The following is a 26,905-nucleotide window of genomic DNA, read 5'->3' as shown; positions in this document are numbered from 1 at the left end:
TTGTCGGGCTCAAAAGGCGGTCCAAAGAGAGTCCCGCCCGACTGCAATTTTAAGGCCGAAATCCCCATGTCAAATCGGCCACGTTCCGTGGCCTGCGTCTGGTAGTTCCAGCGTGGTTGCTGGTCGACTCTGTGCCGGGGTGGTGGGCCACTACGTTTGCCTTGGGTCTGCTTGTGGTCAGGTTTTGGCTAGTAGTGTGGTGGCGATGTAGAGGTCTTGTAGTGCCAGGCCTGAGCTGTCGAAGACGGTGATGGTGTCTTGTGACTGTCTGCCCTTGGCTTTTCCGGTTAGTACGTTTCCTAGTGCGGTGATGGTGTTGGTGGTTTTGGCGTGTTGGAATTCGCCGATCGTGGTGGATTGGGTTGGGAGGTCGCAGTAGAGGTCTGCTGTGGTCAGGAGGGCTGGGGGGAGTTCTTGTTTGCCCTTGGCGTCTGAGCCCATGGAGGCCACGTGGGTACCTGGGGTTACCCAGGTGGCGTCGAAGAGTGGGGTTCTTGCCGTTGTCGCTGTGACGATGATGTCTGCGGCGCGTACCGCTTCTTCCGCTGGGGTGAGGGTGGCTGGGAGGCCTGCCTTGGTCAGTTGGGTGACCAGGGTTTCGCCGTGTGTCGCTGTTCTTGCCACTACGTGGATGGTGGTGAGGGGGCGGATCTTCGCCAGTGCTGTGCACTCGTAGTAGGCCTGGTGACCTGTGCCGAAGATGGTGAGGGTGCTGGCGCTTTGGAGTGCCAAGGTGTCTGCTGCCACGGCGTCCGCTGCTGCTGTGCGGTAGGCGTTGACCTTTGCTGCTTCCACGACTGCGGCGATGCGGCCGGTGTTCTGGTCCAGCAGGAGGATCGTGGAGTTGTGGCGGGGGCCCGTGGTGTTGTCCGGCCAGTAGCTGCCGATCTTCACGCCCGCGATGTCGGAGGCTGCCGCTGATTTGAGGGTGAACCTGTTGTGGGGGCGGGAGCCGTGTGCTGGGAGGGCTGGGAACGTGGTGGTGTCGTCCGCTACCGCTGCTATGAGGGCTGTGCGGACGGCGTCGTAGGCGAGTTGTTCGGTGATGAGGGCTGCTGAGTCCTCTTCGGACAGGAAACGCATGGTGCTACCAGCCGTTCAGTCGTGGCCACGTCGTGGTGGACGTGGTCAGGTGGTAGTGGGTGTGTTGTGCCGCTGTGGCGCACGCGTGGTTGGGGAGGACGCGGAGTCTGGTGCCCACGGGGAGGTCTGGCAGGGGTTCCGTCGATCCCTCCCTGAGGGAGAGGACGCCGTGTTCCTGGCTGGCTCCGGTCATGAGGAGGTCGGGGATGAGGGTGCCTGTCTCGGTGGTGACGAGGCCGTAGCCCTGGTCGGTGGGTTGGGCCGCTGTGCCACGGTCGCGGGAGGTGGCCATCCAGCCCGCGTCGGTGAGGATCCAGCCCTTGTCGTGCCTGTGGCCGATTACCGTTGTGACGACCGAGAGAGCCAGGTCGTCGAGGGTGCAGACGCCGATGCCTGCCATGACGAGGTCGAAGAAGACGAAGTTGCCCGCTCTCACCTCGGTGATGCCGGTGAGGTCGCGGGCGAAGTGGGCCGTGGGGGTGGAGCCGATGCTGACTACCGGCGTTGGGAAACCCTGTGCTCGTAGGGTTTCTGCTGCCTGGACTGCGGTGGCGCGTTCGTGTTCTGCTGCTGCCGTCAGGGATTCCTCGGTGTAGCAGTAGTACGACTCGCCCGCGTGGGTGAGGACGCCGCGGAGATTGTCGCCCAGGGCGGTGGCGATGGCGATCAGCTCTGGGGAGGTGGCGTCGACGCCGCCGCGGTGGCCGTCGCAGTCGATTTCGATCAAGGCCGGGACGTCGGTGGAGCGGGCCTGTTCGACGCTGTCGAGGAGTACCACGAGGTCCACGCCTTGGGCGCGGAGGGCTCGGACGCGGTCGAGTTTGTCCGGGGAGATGCCTACCGCGTAGACGATGTCGGTGAAGCCGTTGGCCGCGAACGCTTCCGCCTCGTGGAGGGTGGAGACGGTGATCGGGCCCGTGGTGCCGTCGAAGAGGAGTTTGGCCACGTCGATCGACTTCGCGGTTTTCACGTGGGGGCGCAGGGTGGAGCCGAGGGTGGTGACGTGGGACTTGAGGCGGTCGATGTTGCGGTGGACCTTGGGCAGGTCGAGCAGCAGGTGCGGTGTCGTCATCGTCAGCTCACGTAGTTGTAGATGGTGGCGCGGGAGACGCCGAGGATGTCGGTCAGGACGGGGACCGAGTGCTTCACGTCCAGGTAGCCGTTCTCCTTCAGGTTCCTCAGCAGCTCCCTGCGGTCGGGTGGGGTGAGGGCACGGGGGGTTTTGCCCCTGGACGCGGCGAACTCCTCGACGAGGGCGCGGAGGCCGTCGACGGTGCGGGCGCGCAGGGTTTCCGTCAGCGGTTGCTGTTGGTCGTCGGTGCTGATGAGGTTGTGCAGGCTGCGGGACACCGTGGCGAACAGGGAGACGTCCATGTTCAGGCAGAGGGCGGCGATGTAGACGCCCTCGCTGTTCTTGATGCCGATGGACGTGCTCTTCGCCGGGCGGCCGTCGGGGAACGTGTTGGGGTAGTTCTGGATCACGTTCGGGTAGTCGGGGTCCTGGATGCGGGCCACGCCGATCTCCGTCGCCGGATCGCCGATCTTGCGGCCGGACAGGTTGTTCTCGATGACGCGCACGGTGTGGGCCGGGTCGCGGAGGTCGTGCAGGACGACCTCGCAGAGGCCGGGGAACATGCGGCCGAGCGCCGTGGCGATGGTTTCAGCCTCGCGCAGCAGGAGTTCGTCCTCGGTCACGCGAACACCCCGGCCACGGTCGTGGGGGCCTTGAGGCCGGAGCCGGTGAGGATGACGACCGTGGTCTCGCCGGGGCGGATGGCGCCGCGCTGGGTGAACACGTCGATGGCGGCTGCGGCGGTCGCGCTCGTGGGTTCGGCGTAGAGGCCTTGCGCTGCCAGGTCGCGGACGGCCTGGGCGATGGCCTCCTCCGGGAGGGCGGCGAAGTCGCCGTGCGAGCGGCGGACGGCGTCCAGGACCTCCGGCAGGCGGAGGGGCTCGCGGATCGCGGTGCCCTCGGCGATCGTGGGGGCGAACGTCGTGCCGGTGATGCCGTGGAACCGGTCGTGGAGCGGGGCGCAGTGGCGCGGCTGGGCCACCAGCAGGCGCGGCAGGCGCGGGATGCGGCCCGCGGCCAGCAGTTCGCTGAAGCCCAGGTCGCAGCCCAGGACGGTGCTGCCCGCGCCCGCGACCGTGACGACGGCGTCCGGGGCGGTGAAGCCGAGGTCTTCCCAGAGTTCGTAGGCGAGGGTCTTCGTGCCCTGGAGGAAGAACGGGTGCCAGTTGTGGCTCGCGTAGCAGGTGTCCGCCGATTCGCGCAGCGCTTGCGCGGATGTGGCCTCGCGGTCGCCGGGCACAAGTGCGACCTCGGCGCCGTAGGCGCGGGCCTGGAGGACCTTGGCGGGGGACGTGCCCTCGGGGGCGAGGATGCGGGCCTTGATGCCCGCGGCCGCGCTGTAGGCGGCCACCGACGAGCCGCCGTTGCCGGAGCTGTCCTCGATCACGCTGGTCACGCCCGCCTGCGCCAGTGCGGACATCATCACGGTCGTGCCGCGGTCCTTGAAGCTGCCGGTGGGGCTGAACCACTCCAGCTTGAAGCGGACGGGCGTGCCGTGCCAGTCGCGGTCGAGCAGCGGCGTGCAGCCCTCGCCGAGGGAGACCGGGCTGGTCAGGTCGCCGGGGAGCGCGGCCCGGTAGCGCCACAGCGAGCGCGTTCCGGTCTCGATGTCGGCCGGGGCGAGGCCGGGCGACGGGGCCACCGTCAGAGGTGCCCCGTCGTCCCCGCTCCAGCGCAGCGGGTCGAGCGGGTAGGTCCGGCCGGACCGCGCGTCGAGGTACATGGCCACCCTTCGTCTGGACGTTTGGTCCAAGTGTAGACGAAGGGTCTAGATGGTCAGAGGTTGATGCCGCCCGAGACCTCCACCCGCTGACCGGTGATCCACCTGCTGTCGTCCGACAGCAGCCACGCGACGACGCCGCCGATGTCGTCGGCCAGACCGACGCGGCCCAGCGCGGACTGCGACGAGAGGGCCGCGTTGAGGTCGGCGTTGTCGCGCACGACACCGCCGCCGAAGTCGGTCGCGATCGGTCCCGGCGCGATCGTGTTCACGGTGATGCCGCGCGAGCCCAGTTCCTTGGCCAGGTAGCGGGTCAGCACCTCGACCGCGCCCTTCATGGACGCGTAGGCGACGTAGCCGGGCGTGGTGAACCGGGCGAGGCCGGTCGACACGTTCAGGATGCGCCCGCCGTCGGCGATGACCGGCAGGAGGTCCTGCGTGAGGAAGAAGACGCCCTTGAACTGGATGTTCATCAGCTCGTCGAACGCCTCCTCCGTGGTGTCGGCGAACGACAGGTGGTGCGCGATGCCCCCGTTGTTGACCAGGTGGTCGAAGGTGTCGCGGTCCCAGGTCTCCTTCAGGGTCCGGCGGACCTCGTCGACGAACCCGGCGCGCTCGGTCACGTCCAGCCGCAGCGCCACGGCCGTGCGACCGAGCGCGGCGATCTCGGCCACGACCGCGTCGGCCTCGGCGGCGTTGGAGCGGTAGGTGATGATCGAGTCGACCCCGTGGCGCGCCAGTGCGAGGGCGGCGTCGCGGCCGAGACCCCGGTTGCCCCCGGTGACGATGGCGATCTTCATGGTGGTTCCTTCCCGTGGAGTGCTTGCGTCCACGAGAGTCGTCGCTTTTCGCGACCGCGTTCACCGCCCGGTTATCCCCTGATCGGCGATCCGTGGCTACGGGCGTACGCGGCGGGCGTGACGCCCTTCCAGCGCTTGAACGCGTGGATGAAGCTCGACGCCTCCGCGTAGCCCAGGCGCAGCGCCACGTCCTCGACCGCCAGCGTGGTCAGCAACTCCTGGGCCAGCGCCTCGCGCACCTCGTCCAGCAGCTCCTGGTAGCTCGTGCCGCACTCGGCGAGCCTGCGCCGCAACGTCCTGGTGCTGATCGCCAGCTCGCGGGCCACCTGCTCCATCCCGATGGCGATCGAGCCCGGTCGGGTGAGCAGGTCGCGGACCTCGTGGGCGATCCCGACCCGCGCGCGGCGGCGGGCCACCAGGTCGCGGCACTGCGCCTCGCACGCGGCCACGGTGTGCGGATCGGCCTGCGGCAGCGGGCGGTGCAGGAAGGCGGCGTCGAAGTCCGCGGCCGTGACGGCCTGCCCGAACCGGGGCCGCAGGCCGAACACGCGCTCGTGCTCGGTGACGTCGGCCGGTTCCGGGAACGCGAAGTCGGCCGCCAGCAGCGGAACCCCGCCGGGGAGGAGTTCGCCGATGACCGTGTGGATGGCGGCCAGGTCCCGCTCCACCAGGAACCGCGCCACGGGCGTGGGCAGGGCCGAGTCGTCGAGTTCGATGCGGGCCCTGCCGTCCACCAGGGACGCTCGGGGGATGCTGAACGTGAAGCTGAGGTCCAGGAAGCGCAGCGCCACGTTCACCGCGTCCAGCACGGTCGGGCTGCTCATGAACGCGTAGCCGAGGATGCCGAACGTCGTGACGTGGTAGCGGCCGCCGAGCGCGGGACCGGCGTCGGGCATCAGTCCGGCCAGGGTCCGCACCACCCGCAGCTCCTGCACGGCCGCCACCTCGGCGGTCGGGTCGGTCAGGTCCGCGGGCGTGATCCCGCTGTCCACCAGCAGCGATTCGGCGTCGTGACCGTGCTCCACGCCGAACCGCACCAGTAACGCCACACCTGCCACGCTGCGCGGGAAGTCCCAGTGACCGATCACGGGCTCCGCGAGGGATTCCATGGCCGACATTGTGGATCGCCCGTCCGCTCCTGTCTTGGGCCGGACGTGTGCACCTCCCTACGGTCGGCGCTGTGGATCACACGCGTGTCGTCGTCATCGGCGCGGGCTTCTCCGGGATCGCCATGGCGATCGCGCTGCGCCGCTCCGGCTTCGCCGTGACCGTCCTCGAACGCGCGGACGACCTCGGCGGCGTTTGGCGCGACAACACGTATCCGGGAGCCGCGTGCGACGTGCCCTCGTCGCTCTACTCCTACTCGTTCGCCCCCAACCCCGGCTGGCCGCGGCGGTACGCCCAGCGGCCGGACATCCACGCCTACCTGCGCCGGGTCGCGGCCGAGGTGGTCGACCACGTCCGGTTCGGCGCCGAGGTCGTCGCGGCGTCGTTCGACGAGACCGTCGACCGGTGGCGGGTCGAGTTGGCGGGCGGCGAGGTCGTGGAGGCGGAGGTGCTGGTGTCGGCCGTCGGCCAGCTGTCCCGGCCGGTCGTGCCGGACCTGCCCGGCGCGCGGACGTTCCGCGGCCCGGCGTTCCACAGCGCGCGCTGGGAGCACGAGCACGACCTGGAGGACAAGCGGATCGCCGTGATCGGCACCGGGGCCAGCGCGGTCCAGTTCGTCCCGCACCTGCAACCCGGCGCCGCGCGGGTCACCGTGTTCCAGCGGACGGCGCCGCACGTCGTGCCGAAACCCGACCGCTGGTACCGCCCGTGGCACCGGCGGCTGTTCCACGCCGTGCCGGTCGCGCAACGGGTCGGGCGGGTCGGCACGTGGCTCGTCGGCGAACTGCTCACGGCCGCGCTGACCACCGCGCAACCGCTTGGCACCCTGGTGAACGGCCTGTTCCGGCTGCACTTGCGCCGCCAAGTGCCCGACCGTCGGCTGCGGGCGCGACTCGTGCCGACGCACCGGATCGGGTGCCAGCGGCTGCTGTTCTCCAACGAGTGGTTCCCCACGCTCGCGCAGCCCAACGTGGACGTGGTGACCGAGAAGATCGTCGCGGTCACGCCCACGGGCGTGCGCACCGCCGACGGCGTCGAGCACCCCGCCGACGTGATCGTCTACGGCACCGGGTTCGCGGCGACCGACTTCCTCGCGCCGATGCGGATCCGCGGTCGCGACGGGCGTGAGCTGGCCGACGAGTGGGCGGGCGGCGCGCGCGCCCACCTGGGCATCACGGTGCCGGGGTTCCCGAACTTCTTCCTGCTCTACGGGCCGAACACGAACCTCGGCGGCAACTCGGTGATCTCCATGATCGAGGGGCAGTGCGGGTACGTCCTGCGGCTGGTGCGCCACCTCGCGGCGAGCGGGGTGTCCACTGTGGAGGTCCGGCGCGAGGTCGCGGACCGGTTCGACGCCGAGACCCAGGACCGGCTGTCGCGCACGGTGTGGACCCGGTGTGCGAGCTGGTACCGCGACGCCACCGGGCGGATCACGACCAACTGGCCCGGCTCGGTGCGGGAGTACCGCCGCCGCACCGCGGTCGTGGACCACCGGGACTTCCACCACGGAGGCGCGCGATGACCGACTACGACGTGCTGGTGATCGGCTCGGGCTTCGGCGGCAGCGCGACCGCGTTGCGGCTGACCGAGAAGGGGTACCGGGTCGGCGTGCTGGAGGCGGGTCGGCGGTTCGCCGACGACGAGTTCGCGGCCAGTTCGTGGCACCTGCGCGACTACCTGTTCGCGCCCCGACTCGGCTGCCTCGGCATCCAGCGGATCGACCTGCTGCGCGACGTGCTGGTGCTCAGCGGCGCGGGCGTGGGCGGCGGGTCGCTGGTCTACGCGAACACCCTGTACGAGCCGCCGGAGCCGTTCTACCGCGACCCGCGGTGGAGCGGGATCACCGACTGGCGGGCCGAGCTCGCGCCCTGGTACGAGCAGGCGACGCGGATGCTCGGCGTCGCGGAGTACCCGCGGTCGACCCCGGCGGACGACGTGCTGCGCGAGGTCGCCGACGACCTGGGCGTGCGGCGGAACGCGGCGCGCGTGGGAGTTTTCCTCGGCACGCCAGGGAAGCGCGTGGCGGACCCGTACTTCGGCGGCGTCGGCCCGGAGCGCACGGGGTGCACGCACTGCGGCGAGTGCATGACCGGCTGCCGTCACGGGGCGAAGAACACGCTGGTGAAGAACTACCTGCACCTCGCCGAGACCGCTGGCGCGGTGGTGCACCCGTTGACCACGGCCGTCGACGTCCGGCCGATCCGGGGCGGCTACCGCGTCGACACGCGCGGCACCGGCGTGCTGCCCGGCGAGCGGCGGACGTTCACCGCGCGGCACGTCGTGTTCGCCGCGGCGGCGCTGGGGACGCAGAAGCTCTTGCACCGGTTGCGCGACCAGGGGAGTCTGCCCCGGCTGTCCGACCGGCTGGGGGTGTTGGCGCGCACCAACTCCGAAGCCGTCCTGGGCGTGCGGGCGCGGACCGACACCGCCGACTACTCCCGTGGTGTGGCGGTGACGTCGTCGATGCACCCCGACGAGCACACCCACGTCGAACCGGTCCGCTACGGCCGGGGCAGCAACCTCATGGGGCTGCTGATGACCGTGCTCGTGGACGCCGAGCCGGGCACGCCCCGGTGGCAGCTGGGCGCGCGGCAACTCCTGCGCCGCCGCCACGACCTGCGCCGACTCCTCGGACCCCGGCACTGGTCGGAGCAGACGGTGGCGCTGCTGGTCATGCAGAACCTGGACAACTCGCTCACCACCCGCACCCGCCCCGGCGTGTTCGGCAGGCGGCTGACCAGTTCGCCGGGGGAGGGCGACCCGATCCCGACGTGGATCCCGGCCGGTCACGACGTGGCCCGCCGGGTCGCGGCGAAGATCGACGGCATCCCCGGCGGCGCGTGGACCGACCTGGCCGACATCCCGATGACCGGCCATTTCATCGGCGGGTGCGTCATCGGCGCGACGGCGGCGACCGGGGTCGTCGACCCGTACCACCGGGTGCACGGCTACGAGGGCCTGCACGTGATCGACGGGTCCACGATCCCGGCCAACCCCGGCGTGAACCCGTCGCTCACCATCACCGCGCTCGCCGAGCGGGCCGCGTCGCTGTGGCCCAACCTCGGCGACCCCGACCCCCGCCCGCCGCTGGGGGCCGCCTACGTCCGGGTCGCGCCCGTCGCGCCCCGACGACCGGTGGTCCCGGACACCGCCCCCGGCGCTCTGCGCCTGGTGAAGTGAGGACGTGCCCGTGGACCACCCCTTCGTGCCCTGTGGACCGCAGGGGTATGGCTGCGTGTCGTTGTGGATGGCCTCTGTCGGCGACTTGCCTCGGCCGGTCACCGCTCTGGGCGCTTTGCGCCTGGTGAAGTGAGGAGGTGCTCGTGGACTACCCGCCCGCGCCCTGGGACCTGCACGGGCACGGCTGCCTGTCGCTGTGGACGGCCCGTGTCGGAGACCTGCCGGGTTTGCCCGCCGGGGTGCGGCCGGTCACCGCGTTCGGCCGCGCGCTGGTGACGACGGCGTTCGTCGATTACCTGCCCGGCAGCCTGCTCCCGTACCGCGAACTGCTCACCGCGGTCCTCGTGCGCCGCGGCCTCCGGTTCGGGCTGTCGATCACGCACATCTGGGTCGACAGCCCCGCCTCGCGGGCGGGTGGACGCGCGTTGTGGGGCGTGCCCAAGGAGTTGGCCGAGCTGACGATCGTGCCCGCTCCCGCCTTCGCCGCCACGGCGACCGGCATCGCCGAGGCGCGGCACACCTCGTACGGGCGAGGTGTGCCGCTGCCCGTCGCGGGCTCGGTGTTCCAGACCCGTGGCGGAGCGCTCGCCCGCACACCGGTGCGGGCGAGCGGTCGGGTGCGGTTCGCCGCCGTGCGGTGGCGGATCGCACCCGACGGGCCGCTGGCCTGGCTGCGCGGCCGGACGCCGTTCCTCGGGCTGTCGGTGGTGTCGTTCCGGATGCGCTTCGGCTAGCCCTTCCCGCACACCTTCCCGTCGACCCGGAACGTCGTCGGATCGGCGTCGGACGCGGACGACGTGGCCACGAACCCGAGGTAGGTCGACGTGCCCGGCTTGACCGAGGTGTTCCACGGCAGGTGGGTCGCCGTGACGCTCGCGCCGTCCTGCCGCCAGTCCGCCGACCAGCCGTTGGCGATCTTCTGACCGCCGGGGAAGTCGAAGCCCAACGTCCAGCCCTGCCAGGCCTTCGCGCCGGTGTTGGTCACCTTGACGGTCGCGACCTGGCCGGACGGCCACTTCGCCACCTGGTAGTCGACGGAGCACCCGGCCTTGCCGTCGGACTTCTCCGCGGCCCAGTTCGCCACCCACGCGAGAGCGGAGTTCCAGTTGACCGTGACCTCGTTGAGCGAATACGCCTCGATGTGGTCGACGAAGCACTTCTGCGGCTTGCAGCCCTGGAGCAGCCGGGCCGCGACCGGGTCCTGCAAGCCGCTGTTCGGGCCGCCGGACAGCACGCCGGGCGGCGCGATGGGCAGCGACGGGTCGAGCTGGTTGGCCCAGAACCGGTGGTGGACGTTGCGCACCGGCTGGTCGCCGTAGCCGCTGACGTAGGAGTAGCCCGTCGGGTTGCGGCCCAGCAGGTAGTTCATCGTCTCGTACACGCCCGCGCGGTACTTGGCGTCGCCGGTGAAGTCTGCCGCCAGCGCCAGCACCATCGCGTTGTTGGCCACCAGACCGTTCGAGCCCCAGTCGTAGGAGCCGTCGGCGTTCCGGTAGGGAGCCGGGTAGCCCTGGGTCGCCATCTGGGCGAGGTGGGCGTCGGCGGTCGTGGCGAACGCCTGGCGGATCGCCGCGACGTCCGCGTGCGGCAGGCCGTTGGGCACCACGGCGAGCGTCACGTCACCGAGCGGGCCGGTCGACGCCCAGTCGAAGCCCCGCGTGGTGAGGCTGGTGCCCTTGTACAGCGGGGAACCCGTGACGTCGGCGCGGTAGGCGTCGCCGCCGGTGGTCGTGAACAGCTCGGCCGCGGCCCAGTAGAACTCGTCGGTGACTGTGCCGTCGGAGTACGTCCCGCCGCCGGTGCCGTCGTTGGGGTCGGCGAGCACGTTCGGGTTCGCCTTCGCCGCCGTGTAGGCCTTTTCGGCCGCCAGCAGGGCTTTCGCGGAGAACGCGGGGTCGATCGTCTTCCAGATCCGGGCGGCCTGGGCGGCCACGGCGGCGGTGTTCAGCGTCGCCGCCGTGCTCACCGCGGACAGCCTGCGCGGCTGCGGGTCCTGGTTAGGCAACGTCGGCAGGCCGGTCCAGTTCGCGTCGTGGACCTTGTGGTGCACCATGCCGCTCGGAGCCTGCATCTTCAGCAGGAACTCGACCTCCCAGCGGGCCTCGTCGAGGATGTCCGGCACGCCGTTCGCCCGCTCCGGGATGGCCAACGTGCCGTCGCCCAACGCGCTGGCGTCGCCGAGCGCGATGGCCCGCTCGTAGGTGTCCAGCACCTGCCACGCCGAGATGCCGCCGTTGACGACGTACTTGCCGTGGTCGCCCGCGTCGTACCAGCCGCCGCGCACGTCGAGGGTGTAACCGCAGTTCAGGTCGGCCCGGCAGGGGACGTTGTCGTCGCCCTGGTTCGGCGCGACGTTCAGGTGGCCCGCCGCGCGGGCGTAGGTGTCGCCGACGTACGCCGCCTCGATCGGGGTGCCGCTGCGCTGGTGGTAGAAGAACGCCAGCGAGTCGCGGCGCAGGGCGTTGAACGGGGCGGCGGTGATGTCGAACGGGAAGCTCACGTCGTCGCCGACGGCCAGCGTGTAGCCGGTGCCCGCGGTGTCGAACGACGAGAAGTCGATCAGGTGCACCGGGTCGCCCGAGGCCGCGTCGACCCCCTTCGGTGTGCTCTGCCCGGTGGCCACGGCGGTGCCCGCGGCGTCGCGCACGGTCCAGGCCTGGGGCGTGGTGGCGTCGCTGACGAGCGTGGCGTGCTTGGGCAGACCGGGCAGGTACGCGACCTGGTTGACCTGGATCTTCTTGGTCGGCGTCCCCGGCGTGCCGCCAGGCGGCACGACCCCGCCGATCAGCGACACGTTGTCGACGCAGATCGTGTTGTCGAACGACTGGCCGCCGAGGTGGAACGCCACCTGCCCGCTGCCCGCGTCGGGGAAGTCGAGCGACGAGGTGAAGGTGAACGTGAACCGCTGCTTGGCGGTGGTGACGTCGAAGTCCGCCTTGGCGTTCTGCCGGTAGGGGGCGACACCCTCACCGGACACGGCCGAGATCCGCTGCGCCGTGGTGGCATGCGCGTCGAACGCGAACGTGTAGCGCTGACCTGCCTCGGACGGCACGCCGTTCTGCCCGATCAGGGCGTCCCAGGGGTTCGCGGTGCCGCCCGTGACGGCGGTGCAGAACTCGCCGTCCACGACCCGGCCGGAGGTGCCCGCGCCGGTCCACCAGGGGTCGGAGGTACCGCTGGAGAAAGCGCCGTTGACGATCCGCTCGTAGTCCGCCGCTGACGCTTGATATCCGGTCGCCCCTGTCACTACCAGGGCTAACGCGATCGTGGCCGCCGTTGTGGCGCGATGCCATCGGGGTGTCATGGGTGATCTCCTCGAGCCTCGGCACGCGTGCAGGGGTGCCGTGCCGTCCGCTCTGACGGCCACGCCCCGGCGTTCTGGGAGCGCTCCCAGAAACATAGGGGCAGGTTCGCGGTCTGTACAGAGCCGAGTCGGGTCAGCCCTCCACGCGGGCCTGGTGCACCCGGAGCGCGGCGGTCGTCAGCCCGAGCAGGGGAGCGTCGACCCCGACCTGCTTCGCCACCGCGACCAGATCACCGAACAGCTGCTCGACCTCCGTGCTCCGACCGGACACCAGGTCGCGGTACAGCGACGACGTCAACGGCGACCCCGGCGTCGTCACCGTGGCCTTGATGAACCCCAACTGCTGCTCCGGCACCGGATGCCCCGCAGCTGCCACGATCGCCGCCGTCTCACCCACCACGGCCTCCGCGAACGCCGCACCACCCGGCACGGCGACGACCTCACCGACCGACCCGCGCAACAGGCACGTCACCGCCCCGATCGCCGTGATGAACGCCCACTTCGTCCACATGTCGCCGACGATGTCGTCGAGCAGCACCGCGTCGAACCCCACGTCGGTGAGCACCCGCTCCACCTCGGCGAGCTTCGCGGGCGGCGGACTCGTGCGAGCGCCGTAGTTCAACAGGTGCGGCCCACCGATCCGGACGATGTCACCGACATCGTTCAACGTGGTAACGATCCGCGCGGTCCCACCCAACACCGCGCCCTCCCCGAAGCGCTTCGCGAGCACATCGAGGTGTGCCATCCCGTTGAGCACCGGCAGGATCAAGGTCTCCGGCCCCACCGCCGGGGCGAAGTCCTCAATGGCCCCGACGAGCGTCGTCGCCTTGACGGACAACAACACCAGGTCGTACGTCCCGGCGATTCCACCCGCCTCCACCAGCGTCGGCTCGACCGAGGTCTCACCCTCGGCCTCGACGATCCGCAACCCACGCTCCCGCAACACCCGAGCACGCCCAGGCCGAACGAGAAACGTAACGTCACGACCCGCCAAAGCAAGCCGAGCACCGAAATAACCACCGGTCGCGCCCGCACCGACAACGAGGATCCTCATGCCAGCCGACGGTAGGCGCGGTGATCGACACCAGCAACCCCGATCCGCGCTCTGAGAAGCCCCTCCCCACCACCCACACCGCGTGGCTTGCCAGCTCCACGCGCATCATCGGCTGAGTCACCTCGGCGGGCAGTCGCCACCCTGGACGAGACCCCCTTGACCCGACCTGGTTGGCGACGGCAGTCGTCAGCCAGGCGAGCAACAGCCCGAGGCCGATCGGCACGGGAACAGCCCGAGGCGGATCGGCACGGCCGAGCCAGCATGGGCCGAGCCAGCACAGGCCAAGCCAGCACGCGTGGAGTCGGTCTGGCCGAGTCCGTCTGGCCGAGTCGGCACGGGTGGAGTCGGTCTGGCCGAGTTGGCATGGGTGGAGTCGGTCGAGCCGAGTCCGTCGGGTGGGGTTGGTCGGGTAGAGGTCGCGGGTGATCGGCCTCCGCTGAAGTCCGGAGGTGTCTGGTCCGGCGAGATCCCTACCGCTGTTCTTCGGCTTCGGCGCTTGGCCGTCCCACCGTCGGGGGCCTGTGGAGCGGTGGATGCTCGAGCCCCCTGGCCACGAGCATCCACCGCAGTTCTTGACGCTGTCCCACGAGGGCTGGTCAGCGTGAGTGGGCCACAGTCCTTCGCCAGGACGGGATGGCGGCTCCGTCCACTTCGGACGGCGCGACCTGTCAGGTGTCTGATGGTCACCCCCGATCCCGGTTGGTCAGCTGGGACAGATCCAGCTTGCCCTCAGCCACTCGCCCCGCGATCAGCCCCATCGCGCCGAACGCGAGCACGATGAGAAAAGCGCTGAACCCGCCGAACGCCGCGGCGAAGCCGAGCGCGATGCCGGACAGCAGTCCGAGTGCGGTGGCAGTCATCTGGTCGTGTCTCCAGTGGAATTCGAGGTCTGGTGGGCCTGCTTCGCCGGACATGAGCGGCTTTGGGAGTCGTTATCGGCTGGGGGCCGCCAGCCGAGTTGGCTCACGCTGGTCGGGTGAGGGCCATTCCGCTGGATGCGGACGGCGCAACGCGGAGTCGGTTCCCGCTGGGCGACGGGCGGCTTTGGATGAAGCCGGTCGTGCTGGTTAGCGGGTGTGCTGGTGAAGGGGTTGTGTTGGTGTTGGCGGGCGTTGTGGTGTGGGTGGAGCACGGTGGTTGTGGATTCGCCCGCCGCCAGTGGGTTGGGCGGCACCTGTGCCGCTGGGTGAGTGCGGCGCTGGTGGGCAGGACCTGCTGGCCGGGGCGTTGGCCAGGACCGGTGTTATCGGGTGGGGTCGGTGTTACTGGACGCGGGCGGGCTCGGGTGGGGTGGTGTCGTCGTCGCCGGGGATGTTGACGTCCACGACGGTGATGTTGACCTCGACGACCTCGAGGCCGGTCATGCGCTCGATCGACGTGATCACGTTGCGGCGCACCGAGCGAGCCAAGTCGGCGATGGGGACGCCGTACTCGACCAGCAGTTGCAGGTCGATGGCGGCCTGCTTCTCGCCGACCTCGACGGACACACCCTGGCCCGCGCTGGCGGACGCGCCGGGAATGCGTTCGCGGATCGCGCCGAACGCGCGGGACGTGCCGGTGCCGAGTGCGTGGACACCGTTGATCTCACGCGCCGCGAGGCCCGCGATCTTCTGCACGACCGTGTCGGCGATCGTCGTGGAACCGTGCTCCGTGACGAGGTTGCCGTTCGTCGTGGCGACTGCGGTCTTCGGTTCGGTGGTGGCGGTCGAGGTGGTCATCGTCGCGCTCCTTGGGGTTGATTTCGGTTCTGGTGGTAGGACACGGCGGGGCGGTGGATCGTCACGTCCCCGATCGTGTGGTTCGGGTCTCGTTTCGCAACGCTCCGGCGTCGAGGTCCGTCACCACGATGCGGAGCAGGGCATTCGCGAACGGGGTGTGGCGCAGCACCTCGCGCAGCGCGTGGGTCGCCTCGGCCAGCAACGGCGGCAGGGGCAGCGCGGTCGCGACCACGCGCACCTCCACGACCTCCGCACCGAGGTCGAGTGCGAGCGTGTCCCAGTCCCAGGGCACCCACGGGACGGTGGGTTTCACCGGCGGCGTGGCGGGTCGCAGGCCGGGGACCCCGCGCAGCGCGGCGAGCAGCTTCTCCGCCACCTCGGTCGACGTCATCACGACAGCTCGATGTCCAGGACGCACACCGTCACCGCCGCGACCGGGAGCCCGGTGGCGGCGGTGACGGCGCGGGTGACCGCTCGTTGCACGGCCCGCGCCACGGCGGCCGCTTGGTCGTGTGCCGAGGTCACGATGTCGATCTCCATTCGCACGTCCCCGTCCATCCGCACCCGGACACCCTCGGTGGGCGCCGGGTCGAGCCCCTTGAGCCGTTGCCTGGCGGCGCGCGCCACCGAACCGACCAGACCGGTGACGCCGGGCTCCACGCGCACCACTCCGACGACCCGGCTCGCCGCGTGCGCGGCCACGGCGGCCACGACCGGTTTCGTGATCACGTGCTCCGCTGTCATGTCGCCCGTTCCCTCAGAGGTCGTACAAATCTTCGACGGTGATGTCCAAGCGGTTCACGCGCACGCCGACGCGCGCGGAGGCCGCCGCTGTCACCCGATCGCGCACCACGTCCACCACCCCGACGGTGAACTTCCCGTACTCCACCGCGATCCTCATCGACACGAAGACCACGTCCAGGTGGGCGACCACCTCGCAGTGCCGGGCGCGGACACCGATGACGCTGTCGGCGGCGAACCGCAGCACCGCCGCGATGGCCCGTTCGCTCACCTGGACGGGACCGGTGTCGTCGTTCGACAGCGCGAGCATCGCGCCGCGCCCCATGTCGGCGCGGACCGCGGACATGATCCGCCCGAAGAGCGCGTGCGACGGCTGCTCGGTGTCGTTCGCCATCTCCTCGGTGGCCGCGCGCAGAGCGCGGAGGCTCTCGCGGGCACCCAGGCAGTGCGGGCACTCCAGTTCGTGCGCGTCGATCTCGTCGAGCCGGTCCCAGACCGCCTCGACGTCACGGCCGCAGGGCAGCAGGTAGCTCTCGTCGGTGTCGTTCATCGCCATGGCGCCATCACCTCCGCCAGTTGCACTCTTGCTCGCGCGATCCGGCCGCGGACCACCGTCACCGAGCAGCCGATGGTCTTCGCGATCTCGTCGTAGGACAGACCGTCCACTTCGCGCAGCAGCCAGCACGCCCGTTGCTCCTTCGTCAGCGTCGGCAGTGCTCTCTCGAGCGCGGCCATCTGCTCGCTGACCTCGATCGACCGCTCCGGGAGGCCGCCGGTCGCCTCGTGCTCCTCCGGTTCCACCTCCGCCTGCGGTTTGCGAGTGCGGATCACGTTGAGGCAGCGGTTCGTGGTCGTCCGGTACAGCCACGACACGAACGCCGCTCCTTCCTGGAGTTGCTCGAGTTTCCGCCACGCGGCGAGGAAGACCTCCTGCACCACGTCCTCGGCGTCAGCCCGGTTCGCGAGCATCCGCGCGGCGAACCGGTACATCTGCCCTTGATAGCGGAGCACCAGCACCTCGTAGGCTCGCAAGTCGCCATCCCGCGCACGGGTCACGAGCGTGACGTCGTCCAACGGGTCGTCGACGACTTCGATCTGCGTCATCCCCGACCTCCGACTGCGCACGGCATCGGCGAGTTCTCCTTCCAACGGCTTCCGGTAGGACACGGCCGGAGCGGAAACGTCACGGCCTGGACCAGCATCGTCGACGGTGATCGTCGTCACCCGGTAGTCCCTCGATCGTGGACGTGACGAATGCGGCCGACGCTGTGTCCTATCCGCGAGACGGTCATCCACCGGAGGCCGCACGTCGAAGGAGAAGCGCGATGTCGTTGGGCGACAAGATCAGCAACAAGGCCGAGGAGCTCGGCGGCAAGGCGAAGGAGACCGCGGGTGACGTCACCGGCAACGAGGAGCTGAAGACGGAAGGTCAGGCGGACCAGGCGTCGGCGGGGCTGAAGAACGTCGTGGAGGACGTGAAGGACGCCGTCGGGGATGGCATCGAGAAGATCAAGAACGTCTTCTCCAAGTAGGACTTCCGGTCGGCAGGTCTGTCGGGGGCCTGCCGGCCGGATCCTGTCCTGAGAGGACGGTGGTGCGCGGGTGGGGGTGGGGTGTCGGTTGGTTGGGGTGTTTGGAGGGTGGTGGGAGGGGGTTGGTGGGGAGAGTGCGGGCGCTGCTCGGCTTGGGTGAGGGCTGAGGTGGGCGCGTTTGCGGTGGGGCTGCGGGCTTGGTGAGGCCGGGGCTTGGTGGAGTCGCAGGGTTGGTGAGGCCGAGAGGCTTGGTGGGCCGAGGGCTTGGTGAAGCCGGGCAGGTTGGTGGGCGCGTTTGAGGTGAGGCTGGGCTTGGTGAGGCCTGGGGCTTGGTGGAGTCGCGAGGTTGATGAGGCCGAGAGGCTTGGCGGGCCGAGGGCTTGGTGAAGCCGGGCAAGTTGGTGGGCGGGTTTGCGGTGGGGCCGAGGGCTTGGTGGGCCAAGCGGTTGGTTGAGTCGCCAGATCGCTGGGGCCGCGAGGTCGCTGGGGCCGAGCGGTTTGGTAGGGCCGCGCGGTTGGGTAAGGCCGAGCGGTTTTGTGAGGCCAAGGGTTCGGTGAGGCCGGGGGTTTTGTTGAGCCGCGAAGGTGATGAGGCCGGGCGGGCTTGGTGAGGCCGAGGGCTTGGTTGAGCCGAGCAGGTTGGTTAGGCCGCGCGGCATTATGGGGTCGTGGGGTTGGTGAGGCCAAGCGGTTGCCACGGACTAGAGCGTGGTGGGGCTGAATGACCTTATGAAGTCGAGGGGTTGGTGAGGGCGAAGGGCTCGGTGAGGGGGCTGTGGAAGTGGGTCTTCGTGGATGAGGGCTGGGAGTGGTTGGAGGGGTGGGTGGGGGTGGAGCACTCAGGTGTGTGGGTTGGGTAGTGGTGTGTCTCGCTGGGCGAGGCGGGCCGGTGTGAGCCTGGCCAGCGAGAGGGGCGGTGAGGTCTCCGAGGGAGGGGTGTGGGTTAGAGGGTGGTGTCTGGGGCGAAGTAGTCGCGTAGGTGGGCGATTTTGCCTTCGTGTAGGCGGTAGATCTGCACTAGTGGGACCGGTGGGGCGTTGGTGAAGGCGGCGTCCAACTCGACGATGAAGACGTCTGGGTCGGTTGTGGTGTGCAGGGTGAGTGTGGAGTTGGTGGGGTCTACCTGGCGGGTGGAGTGCTTGGCCAGGTTGTGGATGGTGGTGAAGCCGGCGTGGAGGGCGTTGTGGCCTTCCAGGCGGTGGGGGTAGGGGCCGTTTTGGTGGGCTAACGGGGCTTCGTAGATGCCGGTGGAGGTGTAGAGGGCGGTTTTGGCGTCTGCGTCGGCGAGCATGCCTGCGCGGATGTGCTGGTTGACGATGTCTTGAGGGGTCATGGATTGATCTAACCACATGGGCGTGCTTGACAGGTTAGGGATCGCGTGGTCGTATGAGCGTGGTATCTAACCGGATTGAGCGTCGTTAGGGGTTAGTCATGGTTTCGGTTCACCATCGGACCGCCGTTGTCGGTGGGCAGTCTGTCTTCTACCGGGAGGCTGGGCCTGGTGATGGGCCGGTGGTGGTGCTGTTGCACGGGTTTCCGGCCAGTTCGCACATGTTTCGTGAGTTGATCCCCTTGTTGGCTGATCGGTACCACGTGATCGCGCCGGATCTGGTGGGGTTCGGGCAGTCTGGGGCGCCAGTGGTCGAGGAGTTCGAGTACTCGTTTGACGCGCTTGCCGAGGTGGTGGACGGGTTGCTCGATCAGCTCGGGGTGGAGCGGGCCGCGTTGTACGTGCAGGACTACGGGGCACCTGTGGGGTGGCGGCTCGCGGTGCGGCGGCCGGAGCGGATCACGGCGATCGTGACGCAGAACGGGAACGCCTACGAGGAAGGGCTGGTGCCGGAGTTCTGGGCTCCTGTGCGGGCCTACTGGGCTGATCCGAGCCCCGAGACGGATGGGCCGGTGCGGGCGGCGTTGAGCCTGGACGCCATTCGGTGGCAGTACACGCACGGGGTGCCGGACGTGAGTCTGGTCAGTCCGGACTCGTGGACGCACGACCACGAGCGGGTGTCGCGGCCGGGGAACGACGAGGTGCAGATGCGGTTGTTCCTGGACTACCGGACGAACGTGGAGCTGTACCCGAAGTTCCACGAGTACTTCCGCACCAGTCAGGTTCCGCTGTTGGCGGTGTGGGGGCGCAATGACGAGATCTTCGGGCCGGAGGGGGCGCGGGCGTTCCTGCGGGACCTGCCCGAGGCGGAGGTGCACCTGGTGAACGGTGGGCACTTCCTGTTGGAGAGCCACCTGGACGTGGTCGCGGGGTACATGCGCGGGTTCTTGGGGCGGGTGTTGTGATCGGTCACCAGATCTCGTCGACCAAGGCGCGGGTGCGGCGGACCGTGTCGACGTCGAGGGGTGGGGGTGGGCCTGCCACGCCTAGGACGCCCAAGGCCATCTCGGCGTAGCGCAGGGCCAGGTCTTCCAAGGGGATGGGGCCGTCGGGGGTGTACCAGCGGGCGATGCCGCCGCACATCTCCAGCAGGGCCAGGCGGGCGACCCTCGGGGCGCGGACGTGGAAGACGCCGTCGGCGACGCCCGCGTCAATGGCGTCCTGCCACAGCGCCTCGTAGCGGTCGCGCAGCGCCACCACTGCCTTGCGGCGGGCCGGTGACAGGGAGCGCATCTCGTCGTCGACGACCCTGGTCTCCAGCCTGCGCATGGCGTGGGTGAGGACGTGCAACTCGACCAGGCCGATGATCCGGGTCAACGGGTCGGCGGTGGTGAGGCGCTCGCCCGCCTCGACCAGGCGGCCGAGGCTCTCGGTCATGATCGAGACGAGCAGGTCCTCCTTGGTGCCCATGTAGTGGTAGAGCGTCGCGGACGACAGGCCCGCGCGTTCGGCCAGGTCGCGGATGCCGGTGCCGTGGAAGCCGCGTTCGGCGAACAACTCGATCGCGGCGTCCCGGACCCTCGTTCCGGTCGGACTCATCACGCACCTCTTGACCACTTCGGCGGACCCGACCTACGGTCACCATTAAACCCGATCGATCGATCGATCGGGGACCGGCTACGAGGAGCACCCGTGGTTGTCGAGTACGAGTGCCGCGACGGCGTGGCGCTGATCCACCTCAACCGGCCGGAGCGGCTGAACGCCGTCGTGCCCGCGCTGACGGACGGGCTGGTGGACGCGTTGACCCGCGCGGCGGCCGATGGTGCGGCCGTGGTGGTGCTCGCGGGGCGTGGGCGGGCGTTCTGCGCCGGGCACGACCTGAAGGAGCCCGAGCCGGTCGAGACCGTGCTGGAGACCCGCGCACGGCTGGAGCGGATCCAGGACGTCACGCGGCTGACCAGGCGGTTTCCCGGTGTGGTGATCGCGGCCGTCCACGGTTACGCGCTCGGAGCCGGGTGCGAGTTCGCGCTGGCGTGCGACCTGGTCGTCGCCGACGAGGGAGCGCAGTTCGGGTTTCCCGAGGTCAGCGTGGGACTGAGCGTGACGGGTGGGATCTCGCGCCTGCTGCCGCACCTGGTGGGGCTCGCGAAGGCGAAGGAGTTGCTGCTGCTCGGCGAGCGGGTGCCCGCCGTCGAGGCCGCGGCGATCGGGCTGATCAGCCGGGTCGCGCCCGCCGGTGAGCACGAGAAGGTCGCGCTGGACCTGGCGGCGCGGATTGCCGCGCGGCCGCGGGTGGCCGTGAGCCTGGCCAAGCGGGTGCTGGACCTGGGGTTGGACGCGACGCTCGAGGAGGCACTCGCGACCGAGGTGGACCACGCGCTGCTGACCAGCCTGTCCGGGGAAGGGGACGCACCGCGAGAGGAGTTCGGCCGTGGCTGACCTCGTCACCGCCGTCCGCCGGGCGGGGGAACTGTGGCCGGAGCGGGTCGCGTGGACGTTCGACCCCGGCGTCCGGCTGACCTTCGGCGACGTCGACCGGCTGACGGCCGGGTACGCGCAGGCGTTGCGGCTCAAAGGAATCGGGGCCGGGGACCGGGTCGCCGTGTGGCTGCGGAACCAGCCGGAGTTCCCGCTGGTGTGGCTCGCGCTGGCCCGGCTGGGCGCGGCGATGGTGCCGGTCAACGTGAAGTACCGCAGCGTGGACGCCGAGCACCTGCTGCGCGACTCGGCGGCGGTCGCGGTGGTGACGACCGAGGAGTTCCGGCCGTTGGCCGAGTCGCTGGCGGTGCCGGTGCTGCTCGTCGACGACCTGGCGCCCGTGGACGGGTTCGAGCAGGGGCCGGTCGATCCGGGGGCCGCGGTCAACATCCAGTACACGTCCGGGACCACGGGGTCGCCGAAGGGGTGCGTGCTGTCGCACCGGTACTGGACGACGCTGGGCAACAGCATGGTGGAGGAGTTCCCCCGGCTCGTCGCGGACGACGTGATGCTGACGGCGCAGCCGTTCCACTACATCGACCCGCAGTGGAACGTGGTGGCGGCGCTGCTGTCCGGCGCGGAACTGGTGGTGCTGGACGGGTTCCACCCGTCGTCGTTCTGGGACAAGGTCCGCGAGCACGACGTCACGTACTTCTACTGCCTCGGCGCGATGCCGACGTTGCTGCTGCGGATGCCCGAGTCGCCGCTCGACCGGTCGCACCGGGTGCGGGCCGTGCAAGCCTCGGCGATCCCGCCGTCGCTGCACGCCGTGCTGGAGGAACGCTGGGGCGTCGGGTGGTACGAGGCGTTCGGCATGACCGAGACCGGCGCGGACATCCGGGTCGGGGCCGAGGAGCACGACGAACTGGTGGGGTCGGGCTGCCTGGGACGGCCCGCGGCGCACCGCGAGGTCAAGGTCGTCAACGGTGAACTGCTGCTGCGCGGGCCGGGGATGATGGACGGCTACCTCGGGCTGCCCAGCGTGCTGCGCGACGGGTGGTTCCCGACCGGCGACCTGGCGCGGCTCGACGAGCAGGGGCGGGTGTACCACCTGGGGCGGATCAAGGACATGATCCGGCGCAGCGGGGAGAACATCGCGGCGCACGAGGTGGAAGAGGTGCTGCTGAGCCATCCCGCGGTGACGCTGGTGGCCGTGGTGGGGGTGCCGGACGAGATCCGCGGCGAAGAGGTGAAGGCGTTCGTCGTCGGCGACGTGAGCGCGGAGGAGCTGGCGGAGTACTGCGGGGAGCGGCTGGCGTCGTTCAAGGTGCCGCGGTACTGGGAGTTCCGCGAGAGCCTGCCGATGACGCCGTCGGAACGGGTCGCCAAGCAGCTGCTGGACCGGAGCGCGCCATGACGTTCTCCTGGGACAGCCCGGTGTTCTTCGACGAGCTGGACCTCAACGGGACGCTGCACAACTCGCGGTTCGCGGTGCACGTGGAACGCGCGCAGTCGGCGTTGTTCGAGGAGCTGGGCAAGGGGTGGGCGCGGTTCGGCGACCGTGATCCCGACCTGCACTACGTGGTGCGGGAGCTGCACGTGGAGTTCCTGGCCGCGGTGACCGCGCCGGGACCGCTGCGGGTGGAGTTGACGTTCGACCGGATCGGGACCACCAGCGCGGTGTACGGGTTCCGCTGCGGTGCCGAGGTGACGTACGCGAAGGGGTATCGGGTGATCGTGAAGACCGATCCGGCGACCGGCAAGCCGTCGCCGTGGAGCGACTGGTACCGCACGACTTTCGCGGAGCACCAGTCGTGATCGAGGCGGACCTGCTGCTCACCAACGCCGAGGTCGTCACCCTCGACGGGCCGAACGCGCGGTCGGTCGCGATCCTCGGCGACCGGATCGTGGCGCTGGAGGACGTGCCCGCGCGCGAGGTCGTGGACCTGGGCGGGGCCGTGGTCGTGCCGGGGTTCCACGACGCGCACAACCACATGGCGTGGTTCGGGCTCACACTGTCCGAAGTGGACCTCCGGGTCGCGGACCTGGACGAGCTGTACCGGGCCGTGGGAGAGAAGGCGCGGACCGTCGAGCCGGGCGAGTGGGTCGTCGGGGCCGGGTACGACCAGAACAAGATCGGCGGCCACCCCACGCGCGCCGAGCTGGACCGGGTCGCGCCGGGGCGGAAGGTGTGGCTGAAGCACACGTCCGGGCACATGTGCGTGGTGAACACGCCGGTGCTGGAAGCGCTGGGGATCACCAAAGGTCCGGTGGAGGTCGTCGGCGGTGTCGTCGACACGGAGACCGGGCTGTTGCAGGAGCAGGCGCAACAGCTGGTGAACTCGCTGGTGCTGCCGTACCCCGTGGCCACGCTGGTCGACGCCATCGACCTCGCGGGCAGGCAGTACCTCGCCGAGGGCATCACCAGCTGCACGGAAGCCGGGATCGGCGGCGGCTGGATCGGGAAGTCGCCGGTCGAGGTCGCCGCGTACCAGGCCGCGCGGGACCAGGGGCGGCTGCACGTCCGGGTCGAGCTGATGGTGGCCGTGGACGCGCTGCGGTCGCTGTCCGCGCACGCCGACGACGGGCTGTCGTTGGGGCTGGACCTGGGGATCCGCAGCGGGTTCGGGGACGACTGGCTGCGGATCGGGCCGGTCAAGGTGTTCTCCGACGGGTCGCTGATCGGGCACACGTCGGCCATGTGCCAGGACTTCGCGGACACGCCCGGCGAACGCGGCTACCTGCAAGGGGACGCCGCGGAGTTGGCGGCGACGATCGTCGAGGCGCACCGGTCCGGGTGGCGGGTGGCCACGCACGCGATCGGCGACGCGGCCATCGATCTCGTGCTGGACGCCTACGAGTCCGCGGCCCGCGACTTCCCCCGCGCGGGGACGCGGCACCGGATCGAGCACTTCGGCGTCGCACGGGCCGACCAGGTGGCACGGGCGGTCGCGCTGGGCGTGGTCCCGGTGCCGCAGGGCCGGTTCGTCAACGAGATCGGCGACGGCATGATCCGCGCGCTGGGGCCGGAGAGGGTGAAGTGGGCCTACCGGCAGCGGTCGCTGCTGGACGCCGGGCTGGTCGTGCCGGGGAGTTCGGACCGGCCGGTGGTGCGCGGGGCCCCGCTGCTGGGGATGCACGACATGGTGAACCAGGTGACGTCGTCCGGGGCCTCCTTCAACCCCGACGAGGCGATCAACGGGCTGGAGGCGTTGCGGGCCTTCACCTACGGCTCCGCGTACGCGTCGTGCCAGGAGGCGGTGAAGGGGACGATCACGCCGGGCAAGCTCGCCGACCTCGTGGTGCTGTCGGACAACCCGGCGACCGTGGATCCGGGGCGGATCAAGGACATCGCGGTGCTGCGGACGATGGTCGGAGGGGTGTTCCGGTGAAGCTGGTCGACGCGGGGTCGTTGGGGGCGGCCGATCTCGAGGTGGTGCGCGGGATCTACGAGGACGGGTTCGCGCCGCACCTGCGCGCGGACTTCGCCGGGCTGCTGGAGGACCGGGCGTTCGCGCTGGTCGACGACGTGCCGATCGGGTTCGCTGTCCTGCGGCCGTTGGCGGACACCGGATGGGTGTTCCTGCGGTACTTCGTGGCGGGCAGTCGTGGCCGCGGGGTCGGGTCGCTGCTGTGGTCGCACGTGACCCGCGCGATGGGCGAGGCCGGGTTCACGCGGATGGTCCACGACGTGGAGGACCCGGACGAGAGCGGTGTGGACGCCGACGAGGTCGTGGTCCGGAACCGGCGGATCGCGTTCTACGAGCGCAACGGGGCGTTGCTGCTGCCGGTGGCCGACTACCTGCCGCCGCACGGCGACGAGGAGCCGCACCCGCTGCGGCTGATGGCCGTGGACCTGGACCGGTCGCCGACCCCGCCGATCACGGGTGAAGGCCTGCGGGCGGTCGTGGAGGCCGTGTACGAGCACCGGTACGGGCTGGCCGCCGATCATCCGGCCGTTCGGCGGACGCTGGTTGCGAGCAGGCTCGGATAGTCGAAAGTTTCGAGTGTCAGGACCAAGCTGGATCGTTCTTGGTGCTGATGATCGCCATATGAGACCGGGAAAGTGGAGCAACCCGGCGCGGTGCCGTTGACATGTTTCGATAACGTACTCGAAACTTTTGAGCGCCTGCCGCCACCTCCATGATCCCGGAAGGAGGGCCCTGGTGATCACCAACTCGGGCCGCTCGAGGACCCGGTCGGCCGTCGCCCTGCTCGCGATGGCCGCCATCACGGTCGCTGGAGCTGTCACGGTGGCCGCGAGGACCACACCGGCGCGGGCGTCCGTCATCAGCATCGCCGCCGTCGAGGACGAGGGCGCGGACTGCCCCGTCACCCTGCCCGGCTCCACCCCCTCCAACGCCAAGCTCCCCGACCCCTTCACCAGGATCAACGGCTCGCGCCTCACGGCGAAGTCCGACTGGCGGTGCAGGCGCGCGGAGATCCGGGAACTCGCCGAGAAGACCGTCTACGGCGAGAAGCCCGGCAAGCCCACGACCGTCACCGGCACCGTGTCCAGCACGAACATCACGGTGAACTCCTCGTTCAACGGCAAGAGCTCCAGCTTCTCGGCGAAGGTCGAACTGCCCAGCGGCACCGGTCCGTTCCCGGCGGTGGTCGTCCTCGGCGGGTTCGGCGCGGACACGGCCACCATCAAGGCCTCGGGCGCGGCGGTGATCAACTACGACCCGTACGCCGTGGGCAAGGAGGGCACGCCCCGCAACAACAAGCAGGGCGCGTTCTACAGCCTCTACGGCGCGACCAGCACGACCGGTCTGCTCGCGGCGTGGTCGTGGGGTGTGAGCAGGCTGATCGACGTCATCGAACTGTCCGGCGGCACCGTCCTGAAGGCGGACGCCGTCGGTGTCACGGGGTGTTCGCGGTTCGGGAAGGGCGCGTTCGTGATCGGCGCGTTCGACCAGCGGATCGCGTTGACCATGCCGATCGAGTCCGGCAGCGCGGGCGCTCCGATCTTCCGCGGCATCCCCGGCGAGGGAGCGCAGAGCCTGAGCAGCGCCTACGGCGAGCAGCCGTGGCTGGGGGACGCGTTCGGGTCGTTCACGGGCAACCCGAACGGGCTGCCGGTGGACACCCACGAGATCGTCGCGATGGTCGCTCCACGGGGGTTGTTCATCATGGACAACCCGCACATCGCCAACCTCGGGCCGCGGTCGGCGAGCGTGGCCGCGCTGGGTGGCGCGGAGGTCTACAAGGCGTTGGGCGCGGGCGACAACATCACCTACTGGTCCGACGTCCAGGACGGCAACCACTGCGCCAACCGTCCGGAGTGGCGGACGCCGTTGCAGCAGAACATCCAGAAGTTCCTGCTCAAGACCGGCAACGCGCCCGGCTCGATCAGGATCTCCAGCAAGGCGGCGGGCACCCTGGCGCAGTGGCGGGACTGGACCACCCCGACGCTGTCCGACGGACCCGGTGACCCCACCACCACGACGACTACCACCACCACGACCACGACCACCCCGCCGCCGAACCCCGGTGGCGGCTGCTCGGCGTCGGTCTCGCTGAACCAGTGGAACGGCGGGTTCGTCGCCACGGTCAAGGTCACGGCGGGGGCGTCCGCGATCACCGGGTGGACGGTCGCCGCGACCCTGCCGTCCGGCGCGACCATCACCAACGCCTGGAACGCCGACCGCAGTGGCAACAGCGGCGACGTGCGGTTCACCAACGTCGCCTTCAACGGCTCCCTCGGTGCTGGCCAGTCGACCGAGTTCGGCTACCAGAGCACCGGCACCGGGGGTGGGACGCTCCCGACCTGCTCCGCCAGGTAGGTCGCGCCACAGGGCGTCCCAGGGCCTGGTGCGGGGGTGTGCGAACCCCCGCGCCAG

At 70.1% G+C, this 26,905-nt stretch carries 27 protein-coding genes; 11 read left to right on the top strand and 16 right to left on the bottom strand.

All coding sequences use genetic code 11. The features are described from left to right. Window positions 1–177: 177 nt before the first annotated feature. The 6 genes from ACFWW9_RS26055 to ACFWW9_RS26030 all read right to left on the bottom strand — a co-directional run bounded on the left by ACFWW9_RS26055 (window position 178) and on the right by ACFWW9_RS26030 (window position 5,784). A complete protein-coding gene (locus ACFWW9_RS26055) occupies window positions 178–1,083 on the bottom strand; it encodes an ornithine cyclodeaminase family protein (RefSeq protein ID WP_390383144.1) in 906 nt (301 codons plus the stop codon). Between the two features lie 4 nt (window positions 1,084–1,087). Then, window positions 1,088–2,155 carry a DSD1 family PLP-dependent enzyme gene (locus tag ACFWW9_RS26050; protein WP_390383141.1) on the bottom strand — a complete coding sequence of 356 codons (1,068 nt, stop codon included), beginning with the start codon at window positions 2,153–2,155 and terminating at the stop codon, window positions 1,088–1,090. A 2-nt stretch (window positions 2,156–2,157) separates the two neighbouring features. Beyond that, window positions 2,158–2,778: a transcriptional regulator gene (locus ACFWW9_RS26045; RefSeq protein WP_390383138.1), complete on the bottom strand. Its 621-nt coding sequence runs from the start codon at window positions 2,776–2,778 to the stop codon at window positions 2,158–2,160. After that, entirely contained in the window at window positions 2,775–3,878 is a 1,104-nt protein-coding gene (locus ACFWW9_RS26040) for a pyridoxal-phosphate dependent enzyme (RefSeq protein ID WP_390383135.1), read from the bottom strand. The genes ACFWW9_RS26045 and ACFWW9_RS26040 overlap by 4 nt, the downstream gene beginning before the upstream one ends. Before the next feature lie 53 nt (window positions 3,879–3,931). Next, a complete protein-coding gene (locus ACFWW9_RS26035) occupies window positions 3,932–4,675 on the bottom strand; it encodes an SDR family NAD(P)-dependent oxidoreductase (protein ID WP_390383132.1) in 744 nt (247 codons plus the stop codon). Window positions 4,676–4,746: 71 nt separating this feature from the next. Further along, window positions 4,747–5,784, bottom strand: a complete 1,038-nt coding sequence (locus tag ACFWW9_RS26030) for an AraC family transcriptional regulator (RefSeq protein ID WP_390383129.1) — start codon at window positions 5,782–5,784, stop codon at window positions 4,747–4,749. A 71-nt stretch (window positions 5,785–5,855) separates the two neighbouring features. Here ACFWW9_RS26030 and ACFWW9_RS26025 point away from each other — a divergent pair, with 71 nt between their 5' ends. The 3 genes from ACFWW9_RS26025 (at window position 5,856) to ACFWW9_RS26015 (ending at window position 9,696) form a co-directional block, all read left to right on the top strand. Then, window positions 5,856–7,304, top strand: a complete 1,449-nt coding sequence (locus ACFWW9_RS26025) for a flavin-containing monooxygenase (protein WP_390383126.1) — start codon at window positions 5,856–5,858, stop codon at window positions 7,302–7,304. Further along, window positions 7,301–8,962, top strand: a complete 1,662-nt coding sequence (locus ACFWW9_RS26020) for an FAD-dependent oxidoreductase (RefSeq protein WP_390383123.1) — start codon at window positions 7,301–7,303, stop codon at window positions 8,960–8,962. The genes ACFWW9_RS26025 and ACFWW9_RS26020 overlap by 4 nt, the downstream gene beginning before the upstream one ends. A 143-nt stretch (window positions 8,963–9,105) precedes the next feature. Next, complete coding sequence (locus ACFWW9_RS26015; protein WP_390383120.1) at window positions 9,106–9,696, top strand: acetoacetate decarboxylase family protein; 591 nt, start codon at window positions 9,106–9,108, stop codon at window positions 9,694–9,696. On the opposite strand, the gene ACFWW9_RS26010 is transcribed toward ACFWW9_RS26015, so the two are convergent. The 8 genes from ACFWW9_RS26010 to ACFWW9_RS25975 form a co-directional block, all read right to left on the bottom strand. Beyond that, the gene (locus ACFWW9_RS26010; protein WP_390383116.1) at window positions 9,693–12,266 is read right to left on the bottom strand and encodes a glycoside hydrolase family 9 protein; all 2,574 of its coding nucleotides are present in this window, start codon (window positions 12,264–12,266) and stop codon (window positions 9,693–9,695) included. The genes ACFWW9_RS26015 and ACFWW9_RS26010 overlap by 4 nt on opposite strands. A gap of 133 nt (window positions 12,267–12,399) precedes the next feature. Further along, a complete protein-coding gene (locus ACFWW9_RS26005; RefSeq protein ID WP_390383113.1) occupies window positions 12,400–13,320 on the bottom strand; it encodes a ketopantoate reductase family protein in 921 nt (306 codons plus the stop codon). 683 nt (window positions 13,321–14,003) lie between these two features. After that, on the bottom strand, window positions 14,004–14,180 hold the full coding sequence (locus ACFWW9_RS26000; protein ID WP_390383110.1) for a hypothetical protein: 177 nt from the start codon (window positions 14,178–14,180) through the stop codon (window positions 14,004–14,006). A 402-nt stretch (window positions 14,181–14,582) separates the two neighbouring features. Further along, window positions 14,583–15,038: an Asp23/Gls24 family envelope stress response protein gene (locus tag ACFWW9_RS25995; protein ID WP_390383107.1), complete on the bottom strand. Its 456-nt coding sequence runs from the start codon at window positions 15,036–15,038 to the stop codon at window positions 14,583–14,585. Window positions 15,039–15,099: 61 nt separating this feature from the next. Next, on the bottom strand, window positions 15,100–15,429 hold the full coding sequence (locus tag ACFWW9_RS25990) for a hypothetical protein (protein ID WP_390383104.1): 330 nt from the start codon (window positions 15,427–15,429) through the stop codon (window positions 15,100–15,102). After that, window positions 15,429–15,782 carry an Asp23/Gls24 family envelope stress response protein gene (locus ACFWW9_RS25985; RefSeq protein WP_390383101.1) on the bottom strand — a complete coding sequence of 118 codons (354 nt, stop codon included), beginning with the start codon at window positions 15,780–15,782 and terminating at the stop codon, window positions 15,429–15,431. The genes ACFWW9_RS25990 and ACFWW9_RS25985 overlap by 1 nt, the downstream gene beginning before the upstream one ends. Before the next feature lie 13 nt (window positions 15,783–15,795). Next, window positions 15,796–16,335, bottom strand: a complete 540-nt coding sequence (locus ACFWW9_RS25980; protein ID WP_390383098.1) for an Asp23/Gls24 family envelope stress response protein — start codon at window positions 16,333–16,335, stop codon at window positions 15,796–15,798. Then, complete coding sequence (locus ACFWW9_RS25975; RefSeq protein WP_390383095.1) at window positions 16,326–16,883, bottom strand: RNA polymerase sigma factor; 558 nt, start codon at window positions 16,881–16,883, stop codon at window positions 16,326–16,328. Before ACFWW9_RS25975 ends, ACFWW9_RS25980 begins: the two co-directional genes overlap by 10 nt. A gap of 221 nt (window positions 16,884–17,104) precedes the next feature. Between ACFWW9_RS25975 and ACFWW9_RS25970 the strand changes: the two genes are divergently transcribed. Further along, complete coding sequence (locus ACFWW9_RS25970) at window positions 17,105–17,311, top strand: CsbD family protein (protein WP_390383091.1); 207 nt, start codon at window positions 17,105–17,107, stop codon at window positions 17,309–17,311. 943 nt (window positions 17,312–18,254) lie between these two features. On the opposite strand, the gene ACFWW9_RS25965 is transcribed toward ACFWW9_RS25970, so the two are convergent. Then, window positions 18,255–18,644 (bottom strand): nuclear transport factor 2 family protein, encoded by a 390-nt coding sequence (locus ACFWW9_RS25965; RefSeq protein WP_390383088.1) that lies wholly within the window; start codon window positions 18,642–18,644, stop codon window positions 18,255–18,257. A 98-nt stretch (window positions 18,645–18,742) separates the two neighbouring features. On the opposite strand from ACFWW9_RS25965, the gene ACFWW9_RS25960 reads away from it, so the two are divergent. Next, window positions 18,743–19,606 (top strand): alpha/beta fold hydrolase, encoded by an 864-nt coding sequence (locus tag ACFWW9_RS25960; RefSeq protein ID WP_390383085.1) that lies wholly within the window; start codon window positions 18,743–18,745, stop codon window positions 19,604–19,606. A gap of 4 nt (window positions 19,607–19,610) precedes the next feature. Here ACFWW9_RS25960 and ACFWW9_RS25955 read toward each other — a convergent pair whose 3' ends face one another. Next, entirely contained in the window at window positions 19,611–20,240 is a 630-nt protein-coding gene (locus ACFWW9_RS25955) for a TetR/AcrR family transcriptional regulator (RefSeq protein ID WP_390383082.1), read from the bottom strand. Between the two features lie 93 nt (window positions 20,241–20,333). Between ACFWW9_RS25955 and ACFWW9_RS25950 the strand changes: the two genes are divergently transcribed. The 6 genes from ACFWW9_RS25950 (at window position 20,334) to ACFWW9_RS25925 (ending at window position 26,848) form a co-directional block, all read left to right on the top strand. Then, window positions 20,334–21,080 (top strand): enoyl-CoA hydratase/isomerase family protein, encoded by a 747-nt coding sequence (locus tag ACFWW9_RS25950; protein WP_390383079.1) that lies wholly within the window; start codon window positions 20,334–20,336, stop codon window positions 21,078–21,080. Then, window positions 21,073–22,476: an AMP-binding protein gene (locus ACFWW9_RS25945; RefSeq protein WP_390383076.1), complete on the top strand. Its 1,404-nt coding sequence runs from the start codon at window positions 21,073–21,075 to the stop codon at window positions 22,474–22,476. Before ACFWW9_RS25950 ends, ACFWW9_RS25945 begins: the two co-directional genes overlap by 8 nt. After that, the gene (locus ACFWW9_RS25940; protein ID WP_390383073.1) at window positions 22,473–22,877 is read left to right on the top strand and encodes an acyl-CoA thioesterase; all 405 of its coding nucleotides are present in this window, start codon (window positions 22,473–22,475) and stop codon (window positions 22,875–22,877) included. Before ACFWW9_RS25945 ends, ACFWW9_RS25940 begins: the two co-directional genes overlap by 4 nt. Continuing rightward, window positions 22,874–24,451: an amidohydrolase gene (locus ACFWW9_RS25935; protein ID WP_390383070.1), complete on the top strand. Its 1,578-nt coding sequence runs from the start codon at window positions 22,874–22,876 to the stop codon at window positions 24,449–24,451. Before ACFWW9_RS25940 ends, ACFWW9_RS25935 begins: the two co-directional genes overlap by 4 nt. Further along, entirely contained in the window at window positions 24,448–25,053 is a 606-nt protein-coding gene (locus tag ACFWW9_RS25930; protein ID WP_390383067.1) for a GNAT family N-acetyltransferase, read from the top strand. The genes ACFWW9_RS25935 and ACFWW9_RS25930 overlap by 4 nt, the downstream gene beginning before the upstream one ends. Window positions 25,054–25,225: 172 nt before the next feature. Next, the gene (locus ACFWW9_RS25925) at window positions 25,226–26,848 is read left to right on the top strand and encodes a cellulose binding domain-containing protein (protein WP_390383064.1); all 1,623 of its coding nucleotides are present in this window, start codon (window positions 25,226–25,228) and stop codon (window positions 26,846–26,848) included. The last annotated feature ends 57 nt before the right edge of the window (window positions 26,849–26,905 follow it).

The sequence above is a fragment of the Umezawaea sp. NPDC059074 genome, assembly GCF_042738955.1.
Classification (GTDB): Bacteria; Actinomycetota; Actinomycetes; order Mycobacteriales; family Pseudonocardiaceae; genus Umezawaea.
This window is presented reverse-complemented; position numbering and strand designations above follow the sequence as displayed.

Excerpts from the sequence above, each read along its gene's own strand:
- ACFWW9_RS26055 (WP_390383144.1), bottom strand. The coding sequence starts at position 1,083 with ATGCGTTTCCTGTCCGAAGAGGACTCAGCAGCCCTCATCACCGAACAA.
- ACFWW9_RS26050 (WP_390383141.1), bottom strand. The coding sequence starts at position 2,155 with ATGACGACACCGCACCTGCTGCTCGACCTGCCCAAGGTCCACCGCAAC.
- ACFWW9_RS26040 (WP_390383135.1), bottom strand. The coding sequence starts at position 3,878 with ATGTACCTCGACGCGCGGTCCGGCCGGACCTACCCGCTCGACCCGCTG.
- ACFWW9_RS26035 (WP_390383132.1), bottom strand. The coding sequence starts at position 4,675 with ATGAAGATCGCCATCGTCACCGGGGGCAACCGGGGTCTCGGCCGCGAC.
- ACFWW9_RS26030 (WP_390383129.1), bottom strand. The coding sequence starts at position 5,784 with ATGGAATCCCTCGCGGAGCCCGTGATCGGTCACTGGGACTTCCCGCGC.
- ACFWW9_RS26020 (WP_390383123.1), top strand. The coding sequence starts at position 7,301 with ATGACCGACTACGACGTGCTGGTGATCGGCTCGGGCTTCGGCGGCAGC.
- ACFWW9_RS26010 (WP_390383116.1), bottom strand. The coding sequence starts at position 12,266 with ATGACACCCCGATGGCATCGCGCCACAACGGCGGCCACGATCGCGTTA.
- ACFWW9_RS26005 (WP_390383113.1), bottom strand. The coding sequence starts at position 13,320 with ATGAGGATCCTCGTTGTCGGTGCGGGCGCGACCGGTGGTTATTTCGGT.
- ACFWW9_RS26000 (WP_390383110.1), bottom strand. The coding sequence starts at position 14,180 with ATGACTGCCACCGCACTCGGACTGCTGTCCGGCATCGCGCTCGGCTTC.
- ACFWW9_RS25995 (WP_390383107.1), bottom strand. The coding sequence starts at position 15,038 with ATGACCACCTCGACCGCCACCACCGAACCGAAGACCGCAGTCGCCACG.
- ACFWW9_RS25990 (WP_390383104.1), bottom strand. The coding sequence starts at position 15,429 with ATGACGTCGACCGAGGTGGCGGAGAAGCTGCTCGCCGCGCTGCGCGGG.
- ACFWW9_RS25985 (WP_390383101.1), bottom strand. The coding sequence starts at position 15,782 with ATGACAGCGGAGCACGTGATCACGAAACCGGTCGTGGCCGCCGTGGCC.
- ACFWW9_RS25980 (WP_390383098.1), bottom strand. The coding sequence starts at position 16,335 with ATGGCGATGAACGACACCGACGAGAGCTACCTGCTGCCCTGCGGCCGT.
- ACFWW9_RS25975 (WP_390383095.1), bottom strand. The coding sequence starts at position 16,883 with ATGACGCAGATCGAAGTCGTCGACGACCCGTTGGACGACGTCACGCTC.
- ACFWW9_RS25970 (WP_390383091.1), top strand. The coding sequence starts at position 17,105 with ATGTCGTTGGGCGACAAGATCAGCAACAAGGCCGAGGAGCTCGGCGGC.
- ACFWW9_RS25965 (WP_390383088.1), bottom strand. The coding sequence starts at position 18,644 with ATGACCCCTCAAGACATCGTCAACCAGCACATCCGCGCAGGCATGCTC.
- ACFWW9_RS25960 (WP_390383085.1), top strand. The coding sequence starts at position 18,743 with ATGGTTTCGGTTCACCATCGGACCGCCGTTGTCGGTGGGCAGTCTGTC.
- ACFWW9_RS25955 (WP_390383082.1), bottom strand. The coding sequence starts at position 20,240 with ATGAGTCCGACCGGAACGAGGGTCCGGGACGCCGCGATCGAGTTGTTC.
- ACFWW9_RS25940 (WP_390383073.1), top strand. The coding sequence starts at position 22,473 with ATGACGTTCTCCTGGGACAGCCCGGTGTTCTTCGACGAGCTGGACCTC.